The 15929-nt window shown below is 50.7% G+C and carries 15 protein-coding genes, 1 tRNA gene and 1 pseudogene; 8 read left to right on the top strand and 9 right to left on the bottom strand.

The genetic code is table 11. From position 1 onward, the window contains the following. Nucleotide 1 precedes the first annotated feature (1 nt). Nucleotides 2-652 (bottom strand): multifunctional acyl-CoA thioesterase I/protease I/lysophospholipase L1, encoded by a 651-nt coding sequence (gene tesA / locus ACMGGR_RS15695; protein ID WP_246758620.1) that lies wholly within the window; start codon nucleotides 650-652, stop codon nucleotides 2-4. Here tesA and ybbA point away from each other — a divergent pair. The 3 genes from ybbA to ACMGGR_RS15680 all read left to right on the top strand — a co-directional run bounded on the left by ybbA (nucleotide 623) and on the right by ACMGGR_RS15680 (nucleotide 4532). Continuing rightward, nucleotides 623-1309, top strand: coding sequence for a putative ABC transporter ATP-binding protein YbbA (gene ybbA, locus ACMGGR_RS15690; RefSeq protein WP_246758622.1), 687 nt, complete (start codon nucleotides 623-625; stop codon nucleotides 1307-1309). The two genes, tesA and ybbA, sit on opposite strands and share 30 nt — an antisense overlap. Then, nucleotides 1306-3723, top strand: a complete 2418-nt coding sequence (ybbP, locus tag ACMGGR_RS15685) for a putative ABC transporter permease subunit YbbP (RefSeq protein WP_414147297.1) — start codon at nucleotides 1306-1308, stop codon at nucleotides 3721-3723. The genes ybbA and ybbP overlap by 4 nt, the downstream gene beginning before the upstream one ends. Nucleotides 3724-3872: 149 nt before the next feature. Then, a complete protein-coding gene (locus ACMGGR_RS15680; protein ID WP_246758624.1) occupies nucleotides 3873-4532 on the top strand; it encodes an acyl-homoserine-lactone synthase in 660 nt (219 codons plus the stop codon). Here ACMGGR_RS15680 and ACMGGR_RS15675 read toward each other — a convergent pair. From ACMGGR_RS15675 to ppiB, 5 genes are all read right to left on the bottom strand, one after another. After that, the gene (locus ACMGGR_RS15675) at nucleotides 4494-5237 is read right to left on the bottom strand and encodes a helix-turn-helix transcriptional regulator (protein WP_246758625.1); all 744 of its coding nucleotides are present in this window, start codon (nucleotides 5235-5237) and stop codon (nucleotides 4494-4496) included. The two genes, ACMGGR_RS15680 and ACMGGR_RS15675, sit on opposite strands and share 39 nt — an antisense overlap. Nucleotides 5238-5676: 439 nt before the next feature. Next, nucleotides 5677-6756 carry a 5-(carboxyamino)imidazole ribonucleotide synthase gene (gene purK / locus ACMGGR_RS15670; protein ID WP_246758626.1) on the bottom strand — a complete coding sequence of 360 codons (1080 nt, stop codon included), beginning with the start codon at nucleotides 6754-6756 and terminating at the stop codon, nucleotides 5677-5679. Continuing rightward, on the bottom strand, nucleotides 6753-7262 hold the full coding sequence (gene purE, locus ACMGGR_RS15665) for a 5-(carboxyamino)imidazole ribonucleotide mutase (protein ID WP_246758627.1): 510 nt from the start codon (nucleotides 7260-7262) through the stop codon (nucleotides 6753-6755). The genes purK and purE overlap by 4 nt, the downstream gene beginning before the upstream one ends. A 145-nt stretch (nucleotides 7263-7407) precedes the next feature. Then, nucleotides 7408-8133 carry a UDP-2,3-diacylglucosamine diphosphatase gene (lpxH, locus tag ACMGGR_RS15660; RefSeq protein ID WP_246758628.1) on the bottom strand — a complete coding sequence of 242 codons (726 nt, stop codon included), beginning with the start codon at nucleotides 8131-8133 and terminating at the stop codon, nucleotides 7408-7410. Then, nucleotides 8133-8627 carry a peptidylprolyl isomerase B gene (gene ppiB, locus ACMGGR_RS15655; protein ID WP_246758629.1) on the bottom strand — a complete coding sequence of 165 codons (495 nt, stop codon included), beginning with the start codon at nucleotides 8625-8627 and terminating at the stop codon, nucleotides 8133-8135. Before ppiB ends, lpxH begins: the two co-directional genes overlap by 1 nt. A gap of 232 nt (nucleotides 8628-8859) precedes the next feature. Between ppiB and cysS the strand changes: the two genes are divergently transcribed. After that, a complete protein-coding gene (gene cysS / locus ACMGGR_RS15650; protein WP_414147296.1) occupies nucleotides 8860-10245 on the top strand; it encodes a cysteine--tRNA ligase in 1386 nt (461 codons plus the stop codon). A 33-nt stretch (nucleotides 10246-10278) separates the two neighbouring features. Here cysS and ybcJ read toward each other — a convergent pair whose 3' ends face one another. Both ybcJ and folD read right to left on the bottom strand, forming a co-directional pair. Beyond that, nucleotides 10279-10491, bottom strand: a complete 213-nt coding sequence (gene ybcJ, locus ACMGGR_RS15645) for a ribosome-associated protein YbcJ (protein ID WP_246758631.1) — start codon at nucleotides 10489-10491, stop codon at nucleotides 10279-10281. After that, nucleotides 10491-11357 carry a bifunctional methylenetetrahydrofolate dehydrogenase/methenyltetrahydrofolate cyclohydrolase FolD gene (gene folD, locus ACMGGR_RS15640; RefSeq protein WP_414147295.1) on the bottom strand — a complete coding sequence of 289 codons (867 nt, stop codon included), beginning with the start codon at nucleotides 11355-11357 and terminating at the stop codon, nucleotides 10491-10493. Before folD ends, ybcJ begins: the two co-directional genes overlap by 1 nt. A 183-nt stretch (nucleotides 11358-11540) precedes the next feature. On the opposite strand from folD, the gene ACMGGR_RS15635 reads away from it, so the two are divergent. Beyond that, a tRNA-Arg gene (locus ACMGGR_RS15635) sits at nucleotides 11541-11617 on the top strand. Between the two features lie 72 nt (nucleotides 11618-11689). On the opposite strand, the pseudogene ACMGGR_RS15630 reads toward ACMGGR_RS15635, so the two are convergent. Then, nucleotides 11690-11818: pseudogene (locus ACMGGR_RS15630) on the bottom strand (integrase); the annotation flags it as partial. Nucleotides 11819-12924: 1106 nt separating this feature from the next. On the opposite strand from ACMGGR_RS15630, the gene ACMGGR_RS15625 reads away from it, so the two are divergent. Genes ACMGGR_RS15625 through ACMGGR_RS15615 form a run of 3 tightly spaced genes read left to right on the top strand, consistent with a single transcriptional unit; the run spans nucleotide 12925 to nucleotide 15919 of the window. After that, nucleotides 12925-13461, top strand: a complete 537-nt coding sequence (locus tag ACMGGR_RS15625) for a dCTP deaminase domain-containing protein (RefSeq protein WP_414147294.1) — start codon at nucleotides 12925-12927, stop codon at nucleotides 13459-13461. Then, nucleotides 13458-14036 (top strand): dCTP deaminase, encoded by a 579-nt coding sequence (dcd, locus tag ACMGGR_RS15620; RefSeq protein WP_414147293.1) that lies wholly within the window; start codon nucleotides 13458-13460, stop codon nucleotides 14034-14036. Before ACMGGR_RS15625 ends, dcd begins: the two co-directional genes overlap by 4 nt. Then, nucleotides 14033-15919, top strand: a complete 1887-nt coding sequence (locus ACMGGR_RS15615; protein WP_414147292.1) for a PEP/pyruvate-binding domain-containing protein — start codon at nucleotides 14033-14035, stop codon at nucleotides 15917-15919. Before dcd ends, ACMGGR_RS15615 begins: the two co-directional genes overlap by 4 nt. Nucleotides 15920-15929: the final 10 nt, after the last annotated feature.

The following is a 15929-nucleotide window of genomic DNA, read 5'->3' as shown; positions in this document are numbered from 1 at the left end:
TTTACCTGTTAGCCTGCTTTGATTCCGCTGACTCATGCTTAACTAGCGGAGCCAGCTCTTTTGCCATTAAATCGGCGATAAAAGGCTGTGCGGCAGGATTAGGATGGATACCGTCCTGCTGCATCCATTCAGGTTTCAGGTAAACCTGCTCCATGAAAAAGGGAACCAGGGGCAGAGAAAACTCCTTCGCCAGCCGCGGGTAAACAGCGCTGAACGCTTCAGTATAACGGCGGCCATAGTTGGCCGGTAAACGGATTTGCATCAGCAGCGGCTGCGCCCCGGCAGTTTTAACCTGCTGAATAATCTGCCTTAAAGTTTGCTCTGTCTGGCCAGGAGGAAACCCACGCAGGCCATCATTTCCGCCCAGTTCAATCAGTACCCAGCGAGGCTGGTGCAGTTTAAGTAGCGCAGGCAGGCGAGCCAGCCCCTGCGCCGAGGTATCGCCACTTATGCTACCGTTAACAACGCCAGGCGATTTTTCCCATTTATCATTGAGTAGCGCGGGCCACGCGGCGCTGGCTGACATGCGGTAACCCGCACTCAGGCTGTCGCCGAGCACCAGCAAATGCTCTGCCGCCGCCGCGCGCAGCGTCGTTAAAGCTAAAAATAACAGGACAAGGTAATGCCAGCGGAAAACATTCTTGCAGTTCATCGTCTTAGTAAGTCCGTCGGTCAGGGTGAGCATCAGCTTTCCATCCTTACCGGAGTTGAGCTGGTTGTCAAACCGGCGGAAACTATTGCCCTGGTCGGCGAGTCAGGCTCCGGCAAATCAACCTTGTTAGGCATCCTGGCCGGGCTTGACGATGGGTCGGCAGGCGAGGTTTTTTTACTTGGGTCGCCACTGCACCAGATGAATGAAGAGCAGCGTGCAGAACTACGGGCCAAAAGCGTGGGCTTCGTTTTTCAGTCCTTTATGCTGGTGCCTACGCTGAACGCGCTGGAAAACGTGCAGCTTCCGGCGCTGCTACGCGGCGAAAGCGATGCACAAAGCCGGGAACAGGCTAAAAGCCTGCTCACCCAGCTTGGTCTGGCAGCGCGGCTTAACCATTTGCCTTCACAGCTTTCCGGCGGCGAGCAGCAGCGGGTGGCGCTGGCCAGAGCATTTAGCGGCCGACCTACGCTGCTGTTTGCCGACGAACCAACGGGCAACCTGGATCGCCACACCGGCGAACGCATTGCCGATCTGCTGTTTTCACTCAACCGTGACTTTGCCACCACGCTGATCCTTGTTACCCATGACGAACAGCTGGCGGCCCGTTGCGATCGCCGGTTAAGGGTGCGGGACGGCAGGCTGCAGGAGGAAGTATGATCTGGCGCTGGTTCTGGCGGGAGTGGAAATCGCCGTCGCTGCTGATTGTCTGGCTGGCGTTAACGCTGGCGGTGGCCTGCGTGCTGGCGCTTGGCTCGCTCAGCGACAGAATGGAAAAAGGCTTAACGCAGCAGAGCCGTGACTATATGGCGGGAGACCGTACGCTGCAAAGCGCGCGCGAAGTACCGGAGGAGTGGCTGGCAGAGGCCGCAAGGGAAGGGTTGCAAACGGGACGCCAGCTGACGTTTATGACCATGACCTTTGCGGGCGATACGCCACAGCTGGCGGCGGTAAAGGCCGTTGACGATAGCTATCCCATGTTTGGCAAGCTGGCAACCAACCCTCAAAGTTTGAAACCCGCGGCGGGAACCGTGTTAGCCGCGCCGCGCCTGCTGGCCTTACTTAATCTGAAGCCCGGCAGTGAGCTGGATGTAGGCGATGCGACATTACAGGTTGCCGGAGAAGTCATTCAGGAACCGGATGCCGGTTTTAATCCTTTTCAGACCGCGCCGCGCCTGCTAATGAATCTGGCCGACGTCGGAAAAACGGCTGCCGTCCAGCCCGGCAGTCGGGTGACGTGGCGCTATAAATTTGCCGGTACGCCACAGCAGCTGGCAAACTATGACCGCTATATTAACTCGCATATTAAGCCAGACCAGCGTTGGATCAGCGTTACCGACTCCGATGACGCTCTGGGTAAATCGATGCTGCGCGCCCAACAGTTCTTGCTGCTTTCTGCGCTGCTAACACTGATGCTGGCCATCGCTGCCGTAGTGGTAGCGATGAACCATTACTGTCGTAGCCGCTACGATTTGGTTGCCGTATTAAAAACCCTGGGTGCTAACCGGGCCGCTTTGCGCAAGTTAATCGTAGGGCAATGGGGTGCAGTACTGCTGCTGGCTGCCGTTTGTGGCTGCGTTATCGGGAAAGGCTTTGAAGCGCTGTTGCTGCATATGCTCAGGCCAGTTTTGCCGGGTGACCTGCCGCCGGCCAGCTTTTGGCCCTGGCTATGGGCGACAGGGGCGCTGTTTGTCATCTCGCTGCTGGTGGGATTAAGGCCATACCTGCTGCTGCTGGCCACCCAGCCACTACGGGTACTGCGGCGTGATGCCGTAGCCGTTGTCTGGCCGCTAAAATATTACCTTCCCGCTATGGTGCTGACGATACTGGTTCTGCTCGCCTTGCTGGTTGGCGGCAGTAAGTTACTCTGGGCGCTTACCGGCGGCATCGTGCTGCTGACGCTGCTGCTGGGGGCCATCGGCTGGGGGACTTTACTGTTATTGCGTCGTTTGCGCGTGCGTAATCTGGCGTTCCGGCTGGCAGTTAATCGGCTGGTGCGTCAGCCTTCCGCCACCTTTAGCCAGCTGGCGGCTTTTTCTCTCTCTTTTATGCTGCTTGCGCTGTTACTGGTGATGCGTGGCGATCTGCTCGATCGCTGGCAGCAGCAGCTTCCACCGGACAGCCCCAACTATTTCTTACTTAATATTACGCAAGATCAGGTGCCACAGGTTCGTGACTTCCTTCAGCAACATCATATTACGCCGCAGACCTTTTATCCTGTGGTCAGAGCTCGTCTGACCAACATTAATCAACAGCCCGCCGATCCCGCTCTCGACAATTCGCTGAATCGAGAATTAAACCTTACCTGGCTTGAGCAGTTGCCGGATCATAATCCTTTGACTGCCGGTCGCTGGCCGCCGCAACAGGGTGAAGTCTCTATGGAAGAGGGACTGGCCGGAAGGCTGGGCGTCAGGCCTGGCGACACGCTGACCTTTACGGGAGACACCCAAACCTTTACGGCTAAAATCAGCAGCCTGCGTAAGGTGGACTGGGAAAGCCTTAAGCCAAACTTTTTCTTTATCTTTCCGCATGGCGCGCTGGATAGTCAGCCACAGACCTGGCTGACCAGCTTTCGCCTGAACAACGACAGCGCGCTGCTGGCCCAGCTGAATCGTGCTTTTCCCGCCATCAGCCTGTTAGATATTGGCAGCATTTTACGCCAGATTGGGCGGGTACTGGCGCAGGTTAGCCAGGCGCTGGAGATTATGGTCGTGCTGGTGACGGCATGTGGCGTGTTACTGTTGCTGGCACAAATTCAGGTGGGCATGCGCCAGCGTCGGCAGGAGCTGGTGGTGTATCGTACGCTGGGTGCCAGTAAGTCACTGTTGCGTAACACTTTATGGTGCGAGTTTGCTCTGCTGGGCGGCGTAGCTGGCGTAGCGGCCGTGGTAGGTGCTGAAGTAGCGCTGTGGGGACTACAGCGTAAAGTGTTTGATTTTCCGTGGCAGCCAGATTATCTGCTGTGGTTCGCTTTACCGCTTTCCGGCATCATTTTGCTATCCGCGTGCGGAGGCTGGCTGGGCATAAGACTACTTAAAGGAAAGGCATTGTTCAGAAGTTATAATGCAGCGTAGAATGAAGGCCGGTATAAACCGGTCTTCATCATTTATCTTTTTATTATCACCAGGGCCTGCGATCGTTGAATTAAGTCTGGCACTTTCCCGGGTAATGTTTTGATAAAGGCCATAAGTAACGTAGATAGTAGCATAGGGAAATAACTGAAATGTTGGATTTGCTAGATATAAAATATCGTCATCTTTCCGATCTTGAATCAAATGAGCTGTTCACTCTGAGAAAACGGGTTTTCAAGGACAGGCTTAACTGGATGGTCAACTGCCAGAACGATATGGAGTTTGATGAGTATGATAACGAGCATACAACCTACGTTTTTGGCGTCCACAATGATATTTGCGTTTGCAGTTTACGGTTTATAGAAACTAAATACCCTAATATGATTACCGGTACGTTTCGCTCATGGTTTAAAAACACAGATTTACCCGAAGGGAATTACGTTGAGGCAAGCCGTCTGTTTATCGATAAGGAGCGAATAAGCTCGCTTAAACTGCGACAGAAACCCGTAAGCGCACTGCTCTTTTTATCGATGATTAACTACGCCAGACATTATCAGTACGAAGGGATATACGCGATAGTCAGCCATCCAATGTATCTTATTTTTAAAAAGTCTGGCTGGAAAATAGAAGTCGTGGAAAAGAGCCTGTCCGAGAAAAACGAAAACATCTATCTGATATTTATGCCAATCGACGATAAGAACCAGCGTATACTTATTGAGCTGGTTAAATCTAAGGCACCCGAGCTAAAGATAAGACTGGATGCCTGGCCGCTGTCATTCCCCGTCGGTCAACACGGGCCTGATCAGCTGTAGCTCTATGCTCAGCCTGATAGCATGCTTCATATTGGTAACGCCCAGCTTCTTTACCGCGTTACCAATGTGGTATTTTACGGTCGTCAGCTTGATCCCCAAAATAAGCGCAATTTCCTGATAAGATTTGCCGACGCTGGCCCAGTAGATAATTTCGTTTTCGCGTTTTGAAAAAATCTCACGCGTGTTCATTTCGTTAAAATCTGCTTCTTTGGCCTGCTGTTTATACAGCTCGTTGAGCTTCTCGTGCGTTTCTATCAGCACCATCTGGATTTGGGATTTATTATTCTGGATTGTCTCCTCAATATTGTCATCACAATGCTCATCCAGCATGATAGAAAGTACAACAAGGTTATTGTTTTGGTCGTGAACAATAAAGGTGTAGCCGTTAATAATATTGTGATTACGGGCCATATCGAACAGCTTGGGAACCTTGACGCCTTTGTTGAGCATGATGTTTTCATCCCATGAAAACGGCGTAATTCGATAGAGTGCAGTAATTAAGACGGGGTCAATGAACTGAAAGTTGTTTTCAATATAAACTTTAAACCATTCTGCCCGGTTAGATATGATGGAGAAATCTGCTGGATTTCTTTTACTCATAATCGCGTAGGCATATTTTACCTGGCTAAATTTTGCCAGCTTTCTCTCCAGATAATCCTTTATAGAAGAGTTGATAACCTGATTACCAAAGAATGATTTAGACATGTAATTATCTCCCTGAGAAAGTGAGGCTTCCATCGTCAATAGCCGACTCTAGCATGTTTTCAAAGCCAAACCTAACGTGGTTCCCCTTTCGGGCCGATTACTTAAGATGATTTGCATAATAAAGAAGCGCTGGATAAATAACGTCCAACATCTTTAGCCTGTCGTTGCGGTATAGTAGCGTCATATGACACGGGAGGGAATCAGGGAGTCTTGCAAAGGCACTATTTGATGAAAAAGGCAGAGAGGGTGAACCAAACCCGACCATAAATACGCAAATCGTACAACAAAGCTTACGTATTTATTGTGGTAGCCGGAGAATGGTTCCCTTGGTGTTGGCAAAAAAAACTGCTAATTACTTAATAGTATTATGTATTTCTTGTTTTGTTCGCCAATACAATACGTCTTTCACTCATAAAATGATAGCCATACTTAAGTACAGTTAAGCACTGTTCTTTTGCAGGTGCGTGATAGCCCAGTGGATACCACTGGCATAATCGGCTGGTAAATCAGTCACAAGATGGTGGAGTGCATGCTGAAGCGATTCATGGCTGGTATCACTCAGATTGAGATGGCCGACCTTACGACCCGGACGGACTTCTTTCTCATACCAGTGCAGATGAACCAACGGCTGTTGCAGCCAGGCCATATTGAGTGCCGTGCCAATTAAATTCACCATGACTGATGGCGTGCTGACGACGGGGGTCGGCAACGGCAACTGCAGAATGGCGCGCAAATGCAGTTCAAACTGGCTGATGGAAGCGCCGTTTTGCGTCCAGTGCCCGCTATTGTGTACGCGTGGTGCCAGTTCGTTAATCAGCAACCCTTCCGGCACTACAAAACACTCCATCGCCATCACGCCGACGTAGTCAAGCTCATTCATAATGGCAGAAAGCATTGCCTCAGCCTGTTGCTGGCTTTGGGCATCGGGCTGGGGGAAAGCCACGCTGGTGCGTAAAATACCATCCTGATGCAGGTTATGCGTCAGCGGATAGAATACAGTAGTGCCGTCATGCGCGCGAGCGCCTACCAGTGAAACCTCGCCAGAAAAATTAATGCCCTGTTCGACAATGCATTCACCGTAGCAATCCGCAGGCAGAGAAGCGGTTTCATTTTGACGTAAGCGCCACTGACCACGGCCATCATAGCCGCCCGTACGGCGTTTGACGATAGCCAGTTCGCCCAGCTCTGCAAATATTTGCGGCCATTCAGCCTGGTCGCTCAATAGCTGCCAGGGCGCCGTTGCCAGACCCAGCCGATCCAGCAGCTGTTTTTGCGTCAGTCGGTCGGCCAACAGAGGAAAAATATCGCGGTTTACGAAAGCGGTATGGGTGGCGAGTTCGCGGGTAAGCGCCGTCTCGGGCCAACGCTCGATTTCGGCGGTGATAACGCTTTGCTGAATCGGTAGCGCTTCCGGTTCGGCATCCAGCCCGACCGGATAAACGGCGATACCCAAAGGTTCGCCGGCCTGGCGCAACATCCTACCTAGCTGGCCGTTGCCTAATACGCAGACTGGCTTCATGCTTCCTCCTGCGGATCCGGATTATTCAGCACTTCATCGGTTTGGGCCTGCCGCCAGTCGCTTAACCGGGTCGCCAGTTCTTTATCATGCAGCGCCAGAATCGCGGCGGCCAGCAGGGCTGCGTTAGCCGCACCGGCTTTGCCGATTGCCAGCGTGCCCACTGGAATACCGCGCGGCATTTGCACGATAGAATAAAGGCTGTCGACGCCGCTCAGCGCAGCGCTTTGCACCGGCACACCCAGTACCGGCACCAGCGTTTTTGCTGCCAGCATGCCGGGCAGATGGGCCGCGCCGCCAGCGCCAGCGATAATAACCTGAAAACCGTTCTCTGCGGCCTGTTCGGCAAAGCTAAATAGCTTGTCCGGCGTGCGGTGTGCTGAAACCACTTCACAATGGAAAGGGACAGCCAGGCTGGTAAGAATATCCGCGGCAAATTGCATGGTTGCCCAGTCACTTTTGGAACCCATAACAATAGCAATGCGGGCCGGTGCGGCGTTGGAAGACATGCGGGTCTGACTCCTGTGATTATACATACGTCATCCACCAACCCGCAGGGCGATGGATGGGAAGGACACAGAGAATACCATGACTGGGGAGCAAGGAAAACGTTTGCTCTGGTAGCAAAATGGCGACAAAGCCCGATTTTACTGCTTAAAAGGGAAAGGTAATTAAAGTGGTTTCGCTGGCGCTGACCTTGATCATTGAACCTTCATTATGCCAGGCACCCAGCACGACTCTTTCTGCTGGCTGACCATCAACGATCAGCTGATGAACGGCAGGGCGATGAGTATGCCCATGAATAAGGCAATGCACCTGATGACGGCGCAGAGTTTGCGTGACGGCAGCAGCGTTCACATCCATAATTTCCGTGGCTTTACTGCTGTTAGCCTGCTTGCTACCGGCGCGCATTTTAAGGGCAATACGCTGGCGAATAAATAGAGGCAGAGCCAGGAAAAGTTTTTGTAGCCAGCGCTGATGAACTTTGCGACGGAAGCGTTGATAACCTTCATCGTCCGTACAAAGCGTATCGCCATGCATAATCAAAATGCGGCGACCATAGATCTTCAGCAGCTGTTCTTCAGGCAACAGTTGCATACCGCTGGCGGCAGCAAAACTTTTACCTAGCAGAAAATCACGGTTGCCGTGGATAAAGAAGCAGGGGATGCCAAGCTGGCTTAATTCCCGCAGGGCTGCGGCTATTTCGGCATGCAAAGGATTCGGATCGTCATCGCCAATCCAGGCTTCAAACAGATCGCCAAGGATGTAAAGTGCATCGGCCTGACGCGCATCACGCCGTAAAAAAGCAAGAAAACCGGCAGTGATTGCCGGTTCTTCCGCACACAGATGTAAATCTGCGATAAACAGCGTATGCGACATTATTCGCTAACGGTGACTTTCTGGATCACGACGTCTTCTTTTGGCACGTCCTGATGCATACCGCTACGGCCGGTAGCCACGCCTTTGATTTTCTCAACCACGTCCATGCCTTCTACAACTTCAGCAAACACGCAGTAGCCCCAGCCCTGCAGGCTTTCGTCACGGAAGTTCAGGAAGTCGTTATCCGCGACGTTAATGAAGAACTGCGCGGTAGCGGAGTGAGGGGCCTGGGTACGAGCCATCGCCAGCGTGCCTTTGGTGTTTTTCAGGCCGTTGCTGGCTTCGTTACGGATCTCAGCTTTGGTTGCTTTCTGCTGCATGCCCGGTTCAAAGCCGCCGCCCTGAATCATAAAACCATTGATGACACGGTGAAAAATGGTGTTGTCGTAAAAACCTTCACGGCAGTAATCCAGGAAGTTTTTAACGGTTTCTGGCGCTTTGTCGTCAAAGGTTTTGATAACGATATCGCCATGATTAGTCTGGAAAGTGACCATATTCTCATCCTGTAAAGGTTGAAGGGAGTAAATTTCGCTGTCGCCAGCGCCGCAGGGGTGCCGACGAGCGGTAAAACAGACGGCTCTTATATCACAAAATGTGATGACGAGTCACCGCCGCTGCAATAAGCCGCGTGCGCGGAGCCTTGCTTTGCATGGCGCTTGCGTTAACAATACGTCAGAATACAGATACCACTGTCACCATCGCACACGTTAAAAACGGAATGTCTCAATGCTAAAGATTTTCAATACCCTGAGTCGTCAAAAAGAGGAATTTAAACCAATTCATGCCGGTAAAATTGGTATGTACGTGTGCGGCATTACCGTTTATGACCTCTGTCACATTGGCCACGGACGTACTTTTATCGCTTTTGATGTGGTTGCCCGCTATCTGCGTTATCTGGGCTATTCGCTAAAGTATGTGCGTAATATCACCGATATTGATGACAAAATTATCAAGCGCGCCAATGAAAATGGCGAAACTATCAACGCGTTGACCGATCGTATGATTGCAGAGATGCACGCTGATTTTGCTGCATTAAATATTCTGCCGCCGGATCTGGAGCCACGGGCGACGCATCATATTGCCGACATTATTGAGCTGGTCAGCAAGTTACTGGAACGCGAGCATGCTTACGTTGCCAGTAACGGTGACGTCATGTTTTCCGTAGCCAGCGATGCGGATTATGGTCTGCTGTCGCGTCAGGATCTGGAACAGCTGCAGGCTGGCGCGCGCGTCGAAGTTGCCGACGTCAAACGCAACCCAATGGATTTCGTACTGTGGAAGATGTCTAAAGCTAATGAGCCTGGCTGGGCTTCGCCGTGGGGAGAAGGGCGCCCGGGCTGGCATATCGAATGTTCCGCAATGAACTGCAAACAGCTGGGTGAACATTTTGATATTCATGGTGGCGGTGCCGATCTGATGTTCCCGCATCACGAAAACGAAATCGCGCAGTCAACCTGTGCACATGACGGCCCTTACGTTAACTACTGGATGCACTCCGGAATGGTGATGGTCGATCGTGAGAAAATGTCGAAATCGCTGAACAACTTTTTCACCGTGCGTGACGTGTTGAGCTATTTCGATGCGGAAACCGTGCGCTATTTTCTGATGTCGGGCCACTATCGCAGCCAGCTCAATTACGGTGAAGATAACCTGAAACAGGCGCGCGCGGCGCTGGAGCGTCTTTATACTGCGTTACGCAATACGGATGTTGATGCACAAGCTGAGGGCGGCGAAGCGTTCGAACAGCGTTTTCGCGAAGCGATGGATGACGACTTCAATACGCCGGAAGCCTACTCGGTGCTGTTTGATATGGCGCGCGAAGTTAACCGTCTGAAAGCGGAAGATATGACGGCGGCTAACGCCCTGGCGGCAAAACTGCGTCAGCTGGCAGGGGTGCTTGGACTGCTGGAACAGGATCCTGAAGTGTTTCTGCAAAGCGGTGCGCAAAACAGCGACGATGAAGTAGCTGAAATCGAAGCGCTGATCAAAATGCGTAACGACGCGCGCAAAGAGAAAAACTGGGCGCAGGCTGACGTGGCAAGGGACAAGCTTAACGAGCTGGGAATTATTCTGGAAGATGGCCCACAGGGCACCAGCTGGCGACGTAAATAGGTAAAAAAACAGGGGCTGCGGCCCCTGATTTTTTTATTCAGTAACGGTAACGCTGTTGCCGTCGAAAGCGACAGTTTGACCGCTAACAATTTTGCAGCGTTTACGGGTTTCCACCACGCCGTCTACGGTAACGTAGCCATCAGCGATCAGCGCTTTGGCCATCGCACCGCTTTCCGCCCAGCCTTCCAGCTTCAGCAAATCGCATAAATCTACGTGTGGGTGTTTTCCCAGGGAAAAAGTTGCCATTATTCTACTGCTCCATCATGAAATTCTTCGCACGCCTGTAAAGTGTTCTGGATCAGCGTAGCGACGGTCATCGGGCCAACGCCGCCCGGCACTGGCGTAATATAAGAAGCCCGTTCGGCTGCGCTTTCAAAATCAACATCGCCAACGACCTTGCCGTTCTCCAGACGATTGATGCCGACATCAATCACAATGGCGCCCGGTTTGATCCATTCGCCAGGAATAAAGCCAGGCTTGCCAACGGCTACGACCAGCAGATCGGCGTGTTCGATATGACGGCGCAAATCTTTGGTGAAGCGGTGCGTAACCGTAGTCGTACAGCCAGCCAGCAGGAGTTCCATACTCATCGGACGACCAACGATATTGGATGCGCCAACCACAACCGCGTTCAGGCCGAAAGTGTCGATATTGTAGCGTTCCAGCAGCGTAATAATACCGCGTGGCGTACAGGGGCGTAGCTCTGGTGCACGCTGGCACAGACGGCCTACGTTATAAGGGTGGAAACCATCCACGTCTTTTGATGGCGCAATACGTTCCAGTACTTTTACATTATCAATACCGTCCGGAAGCGGCAGCTGCACCAGGATTCCGTCAATCTCGCCGTCGTTGTTCAATTTATCAATCAACGCCAGCAGCTCGGTTTCGCTGGTGGACGCAGGCAAATCGTAAGAACGTGAGACAAAGCCAACTTCCTCACAGGCCCGGCGCTTGCTGCCGACATAAATTTGCGACGCAGGGTTTTCACCAACCAGCACCACTGCCAGGCCAGGCGCGCGTTTTCCCGCGGCCAGACGCTGTTGAACTTTTTCAGCAACCTCAAGGCGAACCTGCTGCGCAATCGTTTTACCGTCAATAATCTTTGCTGCCATCAGAAAGGGGATCCATCTGTGTTGAGTTGAAACGGGAGTTGGCGCCTATTCTGGCAGAAGCGAACGCCGCTGTCAGGCACAGATTCGAGGCGCGCTGCTTAATAGTGCAGCAACAGAATGCGCCGATAAGTAAAATCGTTGACTCGACGGTTTCGCGCCGTATAATCCGACCCTGTTCCCCATGCGCCCTTAGCTCAGTTGGATAGAGCACCGGCCTTCTAAGCCGTAGGTCACAGGTTCGAATCCTGTAGGGCGTACCAATCAAATCAGTGAATTACCGCTCCTGCTCTGTATCAAATTTTCCTTGTGGGACAAATTTGAGACACGCATCCTCAAAGCTGTGTCGTATTTGTGTCGTGACTTGCCAGAAGTGAGTCAATTTTACGCGCATGCTCGGTCAGATGGTTCGGTGCCAGATGCGCATACCGGCGCGCCATTTCTATCGATTCCCAACCTCTTAACCCCTGTGTCCTGCAGAGCTTCACGGACTGCCTGAACACTTCGCTTCAGGTGGCAGATGTTCTGACTGTGACGGAACAGCCTCAAGCCAGCGGCGGCATCCTCTTTCCTGAGCAGGTAAACGTGCGTAGGGTACTTCCTTTTTAGCACCCCGCACATTTTAAGATCCCGGCCAGATGAGGCTGTAGCCGATGTTCCTTCGGCGTCAGGTTGTTCTGGGACAGGGGCGTTCACCATTAAATTTTTAAAGTCATTGCTTCGTGATTCACCGTACTTTATTCAGTGTCCTGAACCGACAAGAATTAACTATTCCCGTGCAATATATTCGGTTAAAACGTTTAATAAATGCTTTCTGAGCTGACTACCTGATTTGATAAATTCCAGCCTTAAACCCCGAATCTAAAAATATTTATTTAAAATAAAGGTGTAAAAACTATCCTGTATATAACAAGGAGCAAAGTTAAAATTCCAGGTTTATTTCGTTATCCTGAGAAATGAAATTTTAATTAAAAAGATGCAGGGGGGTAAAATAAGGGTTAGGTAGCGCGGGTTAACGAATCTGGTTTATATTAAAAAATATAAATTTATCTCTTGTTGATACTATGCATTTCTTTGCAAATCACTTCCGTTCACCACTATTCTTAGCTGTAACTCTTCCCGAAGAGGCATAAAAATATATTTTAAAACCTGTCTCCTGACGTTTTGCTGATTTTTAGCACAGGTCATTTCCAGTTGATAAACGGTACCAATTCAGAGTTATCTTAAGATGAGCGGCACAAGTGGTAACGAGCATGCAAAAGATCTTTTAATGAATATTAATTCATTGAGCGTTTTTTGATCGGATTTCTCTTAATGTGAATTTTTTATTAACCCTTATAAATCAACTACTTGTTTTTTGCATTTTGTGCTCGCTCTATTTGTTGAACGATGTCATAAGAATTTCTTTGCATGAATATGCTTGACTGCTGCTTTAGTTATCTGCTCTTATCATATCAGCATAATTGACGTGTTAGCAGATAAATGCCGCTAAGCCAGGGGGCAAACTATTTATCCTGTTTAGCCGCGCACTTCATTTTTGACCAAAAGTCACAGTAACGGATATCTTATAATGGTAGTGACAGCAAAAAAGATTCTTGAGCAACTCCATGAAGGTAATATAACTATTTCTCCCTTTGATGAGGCGAGACTTGACGTTAATTCGTACTCCTTTCGACTTGGGCACACGTTAATTGAATATGAAAATAATATCGTGGACTCATCTGTTCCACCTCAGGAACATCATATAACCATACCCGAACAGGGGTATCTGCTGAAACCGGAACAATTTTATCTGGCCTCAACACTGGAGAAAATGGGCAGCAGAACCTGTGCTAGCGAGCTTTACGCTAATTTCTCAACGGCCGCGTGTGGAATTTTTATTCAAACCAGCGCGCCGCTAGGTCATACGGGCGCGGTTATCAACTGGACGCTGGAAATTGTAGTGGCGCAGCCCGTTATTGTTTATCCCGGAATGAATATCGGCAAGATCTGTTTTTGGGAAAACTTTGGCGAGCTAAGCAGCTATCAGGGACGCTACAGTGATTCCGATAATGTTGTGGCTTCAAGGCTCTACCAGGATTTTAACTCTTCAGGTATAAAACAATGATATTAACCGGAAAAGAAATAGAAAAAAGAGTAAAAAATGAGGATATTGTTATATCGCCTTTTTTACCCGAAAACGTCAATCCGAATAGCTATAATTTTCGCCTGGGCCGTACCATGAAGGTTTATCGTAATGAGGTCATCGATCCGGCAAAAGAAAATCCGGTAGATATTATTCGGCTTGAGGATAGCGGTTTTATATTGCAGCCGCGCAAGCTCTATCTTGCCGAAACAATAGAGATTATGGGCAGTACCCGGTTTGTGCCTACCTATGCCGCACGTTCCTCTGTCGCCCGCATGGGCATGTTTATTAATCTCTCCGCGCCGCTGGGCGATATCGGCTTTATTGGTCGCTGGACTATCCAGCTTTATTGTATCCATCCGGTAAAAGTCTACTACGGTATGAATATTGGGCAGATGATGTTCTGGCATACCTCTGGTGAAATTGAGCTTTATAACGGCAAATATCAGAACGCCGCCGGACCGATTGAAAGTCGAATTCATATCGACTTTAAAGAAAAAATAGAAAAAGGGCTAAATAACAAAGCGTCTGCGCTTAATGGTGAGGTTTTTTTGTGAGTGAAATAATTGCAATGCCAGCAGTTGGCCTGCCGGGAAAATTCAAAAATATTGCGGTGCTGGCCGGGCAACACCCCGTTCCGCCGATGCATTTAATTACGGAGCAGCAGCTGGAAGAGTGGCTGCCAAATTTTGCTGCAATAAAAGCAAGCCTGGCGGATCTTGAACGCCATATTGCTATTACTTCCGGGGCATTTTTAACCCGTGATATGGCAAAAATAGAGGCCGCTCTGGACGAGCTTTACTGGTCAGAACAGGCCAGCGCCAGTATTTTTCGCTTCATCGCTACGCTTAAAAATGATGACGGTACTGTAAATCTCGCCGTGCGCTCTGCCTGCCAGGCGGAAGATCTCCAGGAAAAAAGCTTTGCCGGTATTTATGAATCGGTGCTGAACGTTAGTGCTGACGAGCTACAGGCGGCAATTCTTACGGTGTTGAGATCTTTTTATTCGCTGCGCGCCGTAATGGAAAAGCGCCATGCGGACACGGATGAAACAGCCAGTAATGTGAATATCATCGTACAAAAAATGGTTAGCCCCTCTTTTTCCGGCGTGGCGTTTAGCTGTCATCCACTGACCGGGGAAGAAAATCTGTACGTTGAATATGTCTCAGGGTTAGGCGAGGGCCTGGTCTCGGGCGAGCAGGAGCCGCAGCTGCTGGCGGCAAGCTCGGACCCGCAACATCAGGAAGCGCTGCGCCAAATTAGCGAAATAGTCGCCTCGGCGCAGATTTTGCTCGGCGGCCACGTAGATATCGAATGGGCTTATGAACAGGGTCAGGTCTGGCTGTTACAGGCTCGCCCGGTTACTTCCGGAGCTGGCGTGAGCTACAGCAGCGAGCCTGAAATTAACGTATGGCCTTTATACGGTGAGTTACCCACAGGACTGCTGGAAAAACTGCCTGAGTGGGCGCTCTACTTCCATCAAAAACGCAAGCCGCTGGCGGATATAGCGCGTCGCTATCAGAAAAATCAGCCCGGTGCGCTGATTCTGTGCTGCAACAGTTATGCGATAAGTGACGCCGCTCTCTGCGAGGACTGGCTGGAACAATTTCAAGGCCGTCAAATCGTCGTTGACTTTTCTGACGCCGTGCGCCAGCTAATTATCCCCAAATCAGACCTGATCGAGCAGCTGAAAGAGCTGATGAGCGAGCCGGGCCGACTTTATACCCTGGTCATCCGGGATTTCATCAAAGGTGAATATGGCCTGATTACGCGTAAAGTTCAGACGCCGGAAGGCGAGCGTCTGGTTGCGGAAATCTCCGCTGATGGGCTGCTGGCAATAAACCGGGGCAGCGCGGTTAGCCAAGTGATTGCTCTGGATACGGCGGAAGAAGGCGATATTCTGAACCGGGATGCCGTCAGGCTGCTGCAACAGGTCACTGCAGACGCGCTGGCCGCGCTTAACGATGTGCAGATTGAATGGGTACTGGCAAATGGGCAGCTCTATGCGCTGGACTATTCGCCCATCGACGACGGTCAGCTGCTGTTCACCAATGATGGCCGGGTCATGTCGCAAGGCTATGCGCGCGGGCAGGCTTACCTGATCGCTGATACTGAAGAGATTGAAAACTATAGCATAGCCCCTTCAATGAGCCTGACGGACATACCCGATATTTCAGTCTACGGCGATCTCTTTGCGAATATTGTTCGGGAAATGGAACAGCTTTCTTCTCCGCCTATCGTGCTGGCGCGCCGCCCTTATGCCGCGCTGGCTTCATTAATGCCCTGGGCCGCCGGTTTTGTTTTTGAAAAAGGCTCTCTGCTTTGCCATTTGGGCGTGCTGCTGCGTGAAAGAAAATTGCCGGCCGTGTGCGATGAGCAATTATTCAGCCGGTTACAGCATGGCGATATTTATGTGTTAGATACTCATTTAATCCGTTAAGGTGAATTTT

Source organism: Erwinia sp. BNK-24-b (assembly GCF_047456155.1).
Taxonomy (GTDB): domain Bacteria; phylum Pseudomonadota; class Gammaproteobacteria; order Enterobacterales; family Enterobacteriaceae; genus Erwinia; species Erwinia phyllosphaerae.
Note: the sequence above shows the minus strand (reverse complement) of the source record. Positions and strands in the feature narration are given on the sequence as shown.